This window comes from Legionella moravica DSM 19234 (assembly GCF_000423305.1).
Taxonomy (GTDB): Bacteria; Pseudomonadota; Gammaproteobacteria; order Legionellales; family Legionellaceae; genus Legionella; species Legionella moravica.
The window spans coordinates 146,591-156,729 of record NZ_AUHS01000018.1; the positions used below are offsets into that span (position 1 = coordinate 146,591).

Sequence of the window (10,139 nt, forward strand, 5' to 3'; positions counted from 1 at the left end):
TCCGATAGAAAATATTCACTAAAAGGAACAACCCCCTTCGTTTGTACCTTTAAGATTTTGGTGTAAAGGTGTTAATAAGCTCGTTGTTTTCTTTTGCCTCCTTTGATTGCTTTGTAGCAAGGGCTGCTCCCGCACCAAACAATCCAACTGCCAGTAAACCTGTTCCAACAGCAGGTACTACACCCACACCGGTTGCTCCCAGAACAATAGACGCTCCAGCAAGAGCAACTGCGAGTGCCATCATCAACTTACCCAGGATTTGCAGGCCTGTAGAGGGGCTTTTTAAAGAAGATTGAATGAACGAGGTATAATCTTTTGTCTGTTGTTCACTTGGTTTATTGCTCATAAACGCATGGGTTTTATCCAGCACTCGTTTGAGTTGATCAAGACCCACACTACCGTCTTTAAAAAACTCTTCAACCTGGCTAAGAAGACTATTCGCATGTTCCAAGGCTTTAGCATCTTTTAGCTCATCTTTCTTAGCCCTAAAAAGCAAATAACAATCTAAAAACGGCTGTAAACTTTGATCTGTTTGAAATACGGCTGCGCCTTTTTGTTTTACTGCGGCAAGAGCAATCTCTCTGTCCTTTTTAAGCTCCAGCTCGGCAAATCGCAACGCCAAACCATCCTGTTGTACCGCTGCAAGAACAACCTCTCTGTCCTTTTTCAACTCATGATCAGCAAATTCAAGCAGCCAACCGTGTTGTTCTATCGCCTCTTTATCAATTACAGGAACAATCAGCTTCAGTACAAAATGCCCTAAGGACTTCATTTCCAAAGAAGGATTTCTTAATAACTTTTGAATCGAAGAAATTTGTTGTAACGTTAATTGCTTACCTGGTTCCTTGCCCAGTAATTCACTTACTGAACTTAATGCTCCTGCAAGCTGCTCCAACTCGGAATCAGGGCTCTTAAACAGTTCTTCAACGTGTTCAAGAAATTGATATAATTCATTTTTCCGGGGTTTATCCAGTTCTTCTACCTTTGCATTTAATTCAGAAAAATAGGCATAATACTTTGTCGGAAAGAACCCGACATCACTTATACTATTAGGATTACTTTTCATTGCCGCAAGTAAAATCTCACGATTGTTTTTAAATGCTTTATTCGCATAACGCAATGCTTCCCCATTTTGCGACACGGCTGCCAGGACAACCTGGTAATCATTTTTAGGGTCTTCACCTGCAAACTGCAGCGCCTCTCCATTATTTCCTACTGCTGCAAGTACAACCTCAGAATTATTTTTTAATTCTATGTCAGCAAATTGAAGGGCAAAACCATTAAGTTGTACGACTGAAATAATAAAATCTTTATCTTTTTTCAATTCATCAGCAACAAACTCCAATGCCCAGATGTGTTTGCTAATCGCCTCAGGGTTGTTATTAAGTGTTAACAGGTCCATCATCGCACGACCTACTGACTGCAGTTCAGGTGACGAGTTCCTTAATAATTTTATAGTAAGTTCAATAAAGTCCTCTTGATTAGAAGGAGCCCAAATATTTCGATCTAATAAAAGCACTGTGGCATTTAATATTTCATTTAAAGTTGCATTGAGTGCATTATCGGTTATGTGTGTAAAATAAATTTCCAGCTGATCAACCAACTTGGTCGCTGAACTCTTCGCAGGTTCTTTCAGGGAATTAACCAGAGCATGCACTTTCAGTAAAGATTCTAAAATCCGTTGATGACTTAAATATTTTGTAACACCTGAATTTATCTTGGCTGCTTCAAGCTGGAACTGCCGATTTTCTCGTAATTGGCTAGTTGCAAATCTAGGCGCTTCAGAAAATGTTTTTGCTGCAGTAAGAACAACCTCTCTGTCATCATGGAACTTTCTGTTTAAAAGTCTAATGAACGCTCCATTTTGCTCTACCGCTGCAAGAACAATATCTCTATCCTCTTTGAACCGTTCATGTGCATACTGAAGAGCAAATCCATTCTGTAGTACCGCAGCACGAACAATTGATTCATTTTCTTTAAATGTTTTATCAGCGTATTGAAGTGCCAAGCCATCTTGCTGTACCGCATCACGAACTATTGATTCATTTTCTTTAAACGTTTTATCAGCGTATTGAAGCGCCAGGCCATTCTGCTGCACCGCAGCACGAACAATTGATTCGTTTTCTTTTAAAGTTTTATCAGCGTATTGAAGGGCCAAACCATTTTGCTGGACCGCAGCAAGAACAACTACTGCGTCACTTTTTAAAGTTTCTGCTGCATATTGGAGCAAGATTCCAGCACCCTTAAATGCCTCAATAGCAACTTCGGGATCATTTTGAAGGTCTTTGCTGGCATAGATGAACATCCAAGGATCAGCTTTAATAGCCTTAAGAACCTCTTCTTTGGTAGACACGTCATTAATCATACTTATTCCTCACTAAAAAACATGGTTGGCCTGAAGAGCGCTCAAGGCAGTTCTACCAAAAAGCCCACATCCCTGATTACATCTATACCCTTGGATACACTTAATCAAAGTACTGAACTGATACAATGCATTTATGGAACCAAGAAAACCCATACAAAAGCCATATTGTTTAATTTTAAATCAATTACAACTAAAATACAATCCCGTAAAGATCTTTCGGATTGCCTCACAAATAATAGTATCGAGAGCAAAAAGGGACATAAAAATGGGGAAAATTTCATGAGAATTTATTAAAAAGGAGCTATCCCATAACAGATCTTTTATATTCAGTGCGCGTATTAAACATAAACGAGGATTGAGTGACATAAAACCAGGAACGATATTAAAAAATCACATCCCAATAAAAAAGATCATGGAATGAAGAAAAACCTGGATTTTTAGAAGCAGAAACCTTGGCGCTCCAGGGCTTCTCATCAGAATGAATTGTTTTCTACCCAATAGGAAACTCAATGCAGTAACTGGAATTCATTAACTTCCTGCATTCATTTCAAATAACGCTTTATTGTCTTCATGCTCCTGACAGGCTTCTGTAGTAGTACCGTCTCCAAAAAAATGAGATCGGGTTCGCGTTGTCAGAATGGCTGAATCCATAGAATGATGGCGTGATTTTAATTGATTCAGAATGGAATAAAAATTATCCACACTAAAATTATCCAGGATGATGTAACTCGATTCATCTAAAGCATAATCAGCCAACGGTGTTCCCGGAACCAGTTTTGTCGCAAAGTGTTCAGAATAAAGATTGACGCTACTCACTGAAATCACTTGTTGAAAAGCATCAAAGGGTACTGGTTCTAATAAGGCATCTCGACTGTCGTATAATTGCCGCATTAAATCACAAACTGTCGCTGTTGGTTCAATATTCAAGGTTATGGTTTCGTTGCATCCTGTTTTATGAATTTCCAGTTTCATGAGTTGACCTTAGATTTCAGAATAATTGGCACCTTATTAACCATTAATACATATTAACTCCCCATAAATCAATACATGAATAAATTCAATTGTCAGCCCTCCCATTCAATCATGAGTTAGTACCAGTTCAAGTCGAATGGGATAACACTGAGTTGCAATCAACATAAAATTAGCTACAGTAAAGAGTAGGATTTTATTAACCAACGGAGTACACAATGAACAAGGCCATCCTATCCATACTCTCAGTTTTTATGCTCGGTTCCTTTTTTAATCTGGCTTTTGCTGACGATGCCGGTCCGAAACAATTAACTGGAACCCCAAGCGAACAAATTCAACAATTAAATTCGCAATTACAAGCACAATTACTGCAAATTCAGACCACACAAAAACAGCAAGTCGATGCCCTGAACACCCAATTACAAAATCAAATCAAACAAATGCAAACACAGCTGCAGGATCAAATTCAAAAAGTAAACGCCCAGACCCAGGATCAGATGCAAAAAATACAAACAACACTCCAGGATCAAATAAAACAGGTACAACAGCAGTTGATTGATAGCAAAAAATAGAGTGTTTTGATCATCTATCTCCGATCAGGTGACATTATTTGCCCCGGAGGAAGTTGTGCGTTGAAACATCATCCTCGCGATAGCGAACTACTCTGCCCTGGAAAATCGATCTTCTTTCGATAAAATCCCCTCCACCCCACGCGTAGCTTGGGGGGAGGGTTTAAGGTGGGGTTTATATACTTGCCCGGAAAAGCACGCTCATTCAGGTGATAGAGCTTATGCCAACTACCCCTGGATCAATTGCCAATAAATGGTATAGTACTTCCAGATAATTCGCGTTATCCGTAAACAGGATCAGGTGTGAGCCTACTCCAGTCCACAAAGCCATTAAGTTGATATGCATCATCGCTCGCCCACTCAAGTAAACCGGTGAGGAACACTCCTCAACTTAATCGCAATGACTCCTGTCCGATGACACTTTCTTAACCCCTTAAAATAAGGATTTATTATGTGGGTCAAAATTCGTAATACTCTGGGACCATTATTTCTCACCCTGGTATGTCCCCCTTTTGCCATGCTCATGTGGTATACCAATACTCAGCTGGATGGTTCATTTACCCATCTATGGAACATGATGAATCAAACCGGTTTTTTTTCAACGATTTACACCATTTGGCAACCCCTCTTCTGGGGCTCCAGCACCGCCTGGATTATTATTGGGGTTTTCGTTGTATTTGAACTGGCTTTAATGCGCATTCTGCCTGGAAAAACATTCTATGGACCCATCACACCTAAAGGAAATGTTCCAGTCTACAAGGCTAATGGAGTTTTGGCATTTGTTACCAGCATTGTCACATTCTCCATTGCCAGCTTTGGACTCAATCTATTTCCGGCCTCAATACTCTACGATAATCTGGGAAGCCTGTTTGCAGCCCTTAATCTATCCAGCCTGATCTTTTGTATCATATTGTATTTCAAAGGAAGATTCGCACCTTCCTCTTCTGATGCAAGTACGACCAATAACCTCATTTTTGATTATTATTGGGGTACTGAACTCTACCCCCAATTCCTTGGCTGGAATATTAAAAAATTCATCACCTGCAGATTCGGAATGATGAGTTGGGGGATATTACTGCTCTCCTACTGCGCAAAACAAGCAGAACTGGGTGGCTTAACCAATTCGATGTTGGTATCCGTTGGATTGCAATTGATTTACATAGCCAAATTTTTCGCATGGGAGACGGGTTATTTACGCTCTCTGGACATCATGCATGATCGGGCTGGATTTTATATTTGTTGGGGCTGCATGGTTTGGGTTCCCAGTATCTACACATCCCCCAGCATGTACCTTGTCCTTCATCCGATTCATTTAAGCTATGGATGGGCAAGTCTGATCTTTGTCCTGGGCACGACCTGCATTATGGTAAACTATTGGGCCGACAAACAACGAATTATCGCCAGAGAAACGCAGGGTAATTGTCGAATTTGGGGTAAGAAACCTAAAACACTGGAGGCTCATTATACAACCGAGCTTGGTAAAGCCGAAAAAACCTTGCTTCTGGCTTCAGGCTGGTGGGGCATAGCGCGTCATTTTCACTATGTTCCTGAAATTGCAGCGGCCTTCTTCTGGTCTGTTCCTGCCCTGTTTACCAATCTATCCCCCTATTTCTATGTTTGTTTTCTGTCGATATTGCTCATAGACAGAGCCTTTCGTGATGACAAACGGTGTTCCCAAAAATACGGCAAGGATTGGGTGAGATATTGTGAGCTGGTTCCCTATAAAATAGTTCCTTTAATTCTTTAACCAAAAGAGCGTGTTTACAATTCGACTCCGCAGACTACGTGCCGCGACTTGTTCCTGAGAGATGGTCACTATTTGTGACCATCTCTCAGGACTTGTTCGCGGCATCCAGGCGATCTGAATCAAAAGCAAATTTCTTCATATAGGCCACGCCATTCTGAACTTTGATGTTCAACCAAATTTAACGTCCACTGCCTGCACCAATTTTTAAATCATTTTTCACGTCTAGCAGCTTCTACAAATGAAAAATAAAGTAAAATTTATTTTTCATGTAGCGTGTATTTTTTAATGGCATTTTTTCTGATACAGTCAGATACCCTGTATATGTAAACTATAAGGTCAAGGAATGATGAAAAAGATTTTAGTTATAGTTCTGTGCTTTTTTAGTGTAACCGGATTTACCTGTTCCAACGCTTTACCAACAGACCACCCCGGGTTTTGTACTTCATTCAAATCTGTAGCAACCTGTTATTGTACGTCATCGGGTCTTCCTGCTGGTATGTGTCAGGACATGAACGCTTTATACAATCGCATGTTAAGTACTTTTGGTTCCTTACAAAAAGCGTGCGAATTCCAGCGGTATACAAGTACCCAGGATTGCCTGGATAATTGGAATTGCTATCTGTTTGGTGGTGTGGACTCACGTGGCAGATTATGCAGCTCTACCCGTCAAGCCTGTCGATAACCCATTTAACCTAGAGTACTTTATTGTGTTTAAAAAACAGTTTCCGTTTATTTTGGTTGCCGCGTTCCTTTTTTTATCATCAGGTTGTGATGCAGGTTCAATGGAAACTGTCCAAAACCGCCACCCAGTTTATGCTGGCGTTCTGGGCGGTTTTGGCTCGACAACCTGGAAAGGATTGGTTCCTGATTCAAAAAATCAGAATATGGCTTTGATGATGTCAACTCCGATAGAGGTTAGAGAAGGGGGTAGCGTATGGGGGATTCTGGCCGGCTATGAATTAAGCCCTTATTTTGCTATTGAAACAAGTTATATGCGCTACCCTGATGCAAAAATCTATTTTGACTCCATGAGTTTATTCAGTTTTAACAATGATGGCCAACGTGAATTTAAAACTGAAACAGAAACGGTCAATCTGATGGGAAAGATAATGCTCATCCTCCCCAATTCCAATTTTCGCGTTTATTCAAGTGCGGGAATTGCCGACGTGCACAGAAATGATCTTTTGGTTAATCAATGGCTTATGAGCCCAACTTTTGGGGCTGGTATCAATTTTCACGTCTCAGAGCATTTTATGACTGAGTTGGGGGCAAATTACACTGCCGGATTTGGTGAGTCTCAATTAGAACCAACAAACACTTACATTCCCTTTCTGTATTCTGTCTCTCTGCGACTGGCTTATTTATTTTAAATAGAAATTAAGCTCATTACCCCATCATGAAGTCATCCTGAGCACAGCGATGGCTCTTTTTAAGCCAGCACAGCACTACATTCAGGTTAACGTTCTCAGAATTGAAACGTCATCCCAGGGAAATCCTCACAAATCAATAAAAATAAAGCAATTCGCCTTTTTTAAGTCTAAAATGAATAATAGCTATTCAATTGGCTTAACCAGGAAGGTTTGTTCATGCAAGAAACCAAATTCTACCGATTAGGTTCATTGATTTATCACTGCCGATGGGTACTCCTCGTATTATGGGTTCTAATCATTTTATCCTGTCTTCCTTTTCTCCCTAATATTATCAGTCCCTTTAAGACTACCGGCTTTATTGATGAATACTCGGAAAGTGCCAAAGCAGAAGAATTGATGAATAACAAACTGGGTTATAATAATAAAAATAAATTTATGATCCTGTACCACAGCAACAATCTTTTGGCGACAAGCCAGCTTTATAAAAACAAGATAAAAAAATCCCTGGAAGCTCTCGACAATTTTCCCCTGGATCTCGAAATAATTTATCCTGAAAACAATAAAAACCAAATATCAAAGGACAAACACACCGCTTATGTTGTAGTCATCATCAAAAATAAAGATCCCGTCAATAACCAATTACTGGAACAATTTCAAGGCTCGATAAAAACCCCCGAGAACATGACCATGCATCTCGGTGGAGAACCAGTCTTTGTGGAAAGCGTCAATAAACAAACTCAAACGGATCTCTATAGAGCTGACTTTATCGCCACTCCTTTAGCAATTATTATTCTAATTCTTGTCTTCGGCTCGTTGGTTGCGGCAGTGATTCCCATTATCCTGGGCGGAGGATGCGCATTAATTATACTGACGGCACTCTATTTTCTAGGACATCTGTTTACTCTTTCCATTTTTACCTTAAATATTGCCCTACTTCTGGGGCTTTGCCTTAGTCTTGATTATTCATTGTTTATTATTTACCGTTTTCGTGATGAACTGGATAAAAATCAGGATATTATCCAGGCCATTGCAGTAACTCAAGCCACTGCTGGAAAAGCGATATTTTTTGGTGGATTGGCGGTTTTTGCCAGCCTGAGCGCTTTATTATTATTTCCAGTCAATATACTGTTTTCCGTTGCTGTAGGAGGGCTGACCGCCGTTTTTGTTGCTGTTTTAACTGCCATTATTATTTTACCCGCGATTCTCTCCCTGCTTAAAAACAACATCAATCGAATTCCTGTAACACTCTCAACAAAAAACAAAGATAAACGCTTTAGTTACTGGCACTGGATCGCTGAAAAAATTGTCAGAAGGCCCCATCTGACCTTTATTGTTACGCTTATCTTTTTATTGTCACTAGGTTATCCCTTCCTGTCTGCAAAATTTGGAGTATCCGATTTTCATATTCTACCCGAACATTCAAAACACAGAGATTTTTATGATGCCTATGCAAAACAGTTTAATGTCAATGAACTCAGCCCCATTCTCGTTTTAATACAATCGAAACCCAGCCCGATACTGTCCCCCAAAAACATCGCCCGTCTGTATGATTTAGCACAAAATTTGAATGACAATCCTTTAATCAAAAAGGTAATCAGCATCGTCACAACCAACTCAAAGCTCAATAAAAAACAATATTACAATTTATATCATCAGCCCAAAGAGGATATGAACGCAGACATCAAAAAAATGCTGGATACCTCAACCCGTCAATATCTAACCATCATGACCATCATCAGCAAATACTCGATTAATTCACCTCAAACAACAAATCTGGTCGATGAAATTCGTCATACTCCGGTTGGCTATGGAATGACAATGCAGATAACCGGTACTCCTGTTATTAATATCGATGTATTAAATACGATTTCCAAACTACTGCCTTATGCTATTTTATGGATCATGGTACTGACCTACCTCATATTACTGGTTTTACTTCGTTCCTTATTTCTGCCATTAAAAGCGCTGATCATGAACATTCTCAGCCTTAGCGCCTGTTATGGTGCCCTGGTGCTGGTATTTCAGGATGGATATTTACACCAACTGCTGGACTTTCAGCCTCAGGGAATGCTGGATATCAGCTTACTGGTTATTATATTTTGCGCTTTATTTGGTTTTTCTATTGATTATGAGGTGTTTTTATTATCCCGCATCAAAGAAGCCTATGAAGAAACTGGAGACAATGAAAAAAGCATCATTTTTGGTATAGAAAAAAGCAGTCGAATTATTACCAGTGCCGCAATCATCGTTATTTTTATTTGCATTTCCTTTCTGGTGGCGCATGTGTTAATGGTCAAAGCCTTTGGTCTGGGCATTGCAGTAGCGGTATTTGTCGATGCTTTTTTAATACGGACTGCTCTGGTGCCAGCGACCATGACGCTGTTCAAAAGCTGGAATTGGTATTTACCTAAATGGTTGGACCGAATCTTGCCCCAATTATAATGCTCCCCCCAAAAATTATTCATTAAAAAAATTCTGTTCTTTTGGTAACTCTGCCAAGGTATCGAATTATCAACTCGTCACGCAATGGCACTCGAGACAGAGCGGAACAATGCAATCAGTTGGAAAACCATTTAGCTGCTTTAATTGATATGTCCGGAGGCTGTGAACGTATAGCAAACACCCGGGTTCCTCCTGCTTTTGCCTTTTTTGTGAAACAGGCATTGTTGTTTTATTCGTTAATGTTCCCTTTTGGATGGGTCCAGACCTTCGGGATTTTGATCATTCCCATGATGGTCATGATCGTTTATGTTTTATTAGGTTTGGAAATTCTCTCTGAGGAGTTGGAGGATCCTTTTAAGGTGTGCGATAACGGATTAAACCTTGATGTGATTGCCCGGAAGATTGAATTGAATATAGTGCAAATCGCAGAGAATGATTTAAAACCCTGATTTGCGCCTAGCGAGTCCAGGGAATCTTAATTGGCGCTGTATTCGCCATTTCGAATCCATGGACTTTATTCCGCAGAGCACGTTTCTCTCAATTAAGTTCCAGAAAGAGTATCCAAATTGAGAGAGTGGTTGGATATTCGATTTTTCACACGTACATGAATCAGATAGATAAGCACACTGCCAACAAGCGCACAGACTGGTATAACGGTCAGTGCATGTTGAAAGCTT

At 40.0% G+C, this 10,139-nt stretch carries 9 protein-coding genes; 6 read left to right on the top strand and 3 right to left on the bottom strand.

Annotated features, from left to right (window positions below):
* Positions 1-49 precede the first annotated feature (49 nt).
* On the bottom strand, positions 50-2,365 hold the full coding sequence (locus G543_RS0105235) for a DUF4116 domain-containing protein (protein WP_028383599.1): 2,316 nt from the start codon (positions 2,363-2,365) through the stop codon (positions 50-52).
* Between the two features lie 528 nt (positions 2,366-2,893).
* A complete protein-coding gene (locus G543_RS18340; RefSeq protein ID WP_051190590.1) occupies positions 2,894-3,337 on the bottom strand; it encodes a hypothetical protein in 444 nt (147 codons plus the stop codon).
* Positions 3,338-3,552: 215 nt separating this feature from the next.
* Between G543_RS18340 and G543_RS0105250 the strand changes: the two genes are divergently transcribed.
* Positions 3,553-3,906: a hypothetical protein gene (locus G543_RS0105250; RefSeq protein WP_028383601.1), complete on the top strand. Its 354-nt coding sequence runs from the start codon at positions 3,553-3,555 to the stop codon at positions 3,904-3,906.
* 202 nt (positions 3,907-4,108) lie between these two features.
* On the opposite strand, the gene G543_RS18945 is transcribed toward G543_RS0105250, so the two are convergent.
* Entirely contained in the window at positions 4,109-4,252 is a 144-nt protein-coding gene (locus G543_RS18945; RefSeq protein ID WP_155824910.1) for a hypothetical protein, read from the bottom strand.
* Between the two features lie 102 nt (positions 4,253-4,354).
* On the opposite strand from G543_RS18945, the gene G543_RS0105255 reads away from it, so the two are divergent.
* The 5 genes from G543_RS0105255 to G543_RS17150 all read left to right on the top strand — a co-directional run bounded on the left by G543_RS0105255 (position 4,355) and on the right by G543_RS17150 (position 9,911).
* Positions 4,355-5,650 carry a phosphatidylethanolamine N-methyltransferase family domain-containing protein gene (locus G543_RS0105255; protein WP_028383602.1) on the top strand — a complete coding sequence of 432 codons (1,296 nt, stop codon included), beginning with the start codon at positions 4,355-4,357 and terminating at the stop codon, positions 5,648-5,650.
* A gap of 343 nt (positions 5,651-5,993) precedes the next feature.
* Complete coding sequence (locus G543_RS18655; protein ID WP_081675616.1) at positions 5,994-6,332, top strand: hypothetical protein; 339 nt, start codon at positions 5,994-5,996, stop codon at positions 6,330-6,332.
* Positions 6,292-7,020 carry an outer membrane beta-barrel protein gene (locus G543_RS0105260; RefSeq protein WP_238584753.1) on the top strand — a complete coding sequence of 243 codons (729 nt, stop codon included), beginning with the start codon at positions 6,292-6,294 and terminating at the stop codon, positions 7,018-7,020. Before G543_RS18655 ends, G543_RS0105260 begins: the two co-directional genes overlap by 41 nt.
* 216 nt (positions 7,021-7,236) lie before the next feature.
* The gene (locus G543_RS0105265; RefSeq protein ID WP_035921453.1) at positions 7,237-9,462 is read left to right on the top strand and encodes an MMPL family transporter; all 2,226 of its coding nucleotides are present in this window, start codon (positions 7,237-7,239) and stop codon (positions 9,460-9,462) included.
* A gap of 41 nt (positions 9,463-9,503) precedes the next feature.
* Positions 9,504-9,911, top strand: a complete 408-nt coding sequence (locus G543_RS17150) for a bestrophin family protein (RefSeq protein ID WP_081675617.1) — start codon at positions 9,504-9,506, stop codon at positions 9,909-9,911.
* The last annotated feature ends 228 nt before the right edge of the window (positions 9,912-10,139 follow it).

What these genes read in the sequence shown, in the direction of transcription:
- G543_RS0105235 (WP_028383599.1), bottom strand. Translation starts at nt 2,365, where the DNA reads ATGATTAATGACGTGTCTACCAAAGAAGAGGTTCTTAAGGCTATTAAA.
- G543_RS18340 (WP_051190590.1), bottom strand. Translation starts at nt 3,337, where the DNA reads ATGAAACTGGAAATTCATAAAACAGGATGCAACGAAACCATAACCTTG.
- G543_RS0105250 (WP_028383601.1), top strand. Translation starts at nt 3,553, where the DNA reads ATGAACAAGGCCATCCTATCCATACTCTCAGTTTTTATGCTCGGTTCC.
- G543_RS18945 (WP_155824910.1), bottom strand. Translation starts at nt 4,252, where the DNA reads ATGATGCATATCAACTTAATGGCTTTGTGGACTGGAGTAGGCTCACAC.
- G543_RS0105255 (WP_028383602.1), top strand. Translation starts at nt 4,355, where the DNA reads ATGTGGGTCAAAATTCGTAATACTCTGGGACCATTATTTCTCACCCTG.
- G543_RS18655 (WP_081675616.1), top strand. Translation starts at nt 5,994, where the DNA reads ATGATGAAAAAGATTTTAGTTATAGTTCTGTGCTTTTTTAGTGTAACC.
- G543_RS0105265 (WP_035921453.1), top strand. Translation starts at nt 7,237, where the DNA reads ATGCAAGAAACCAAATTCTACCGATTAGGTTCATTGATTTATCACTGC.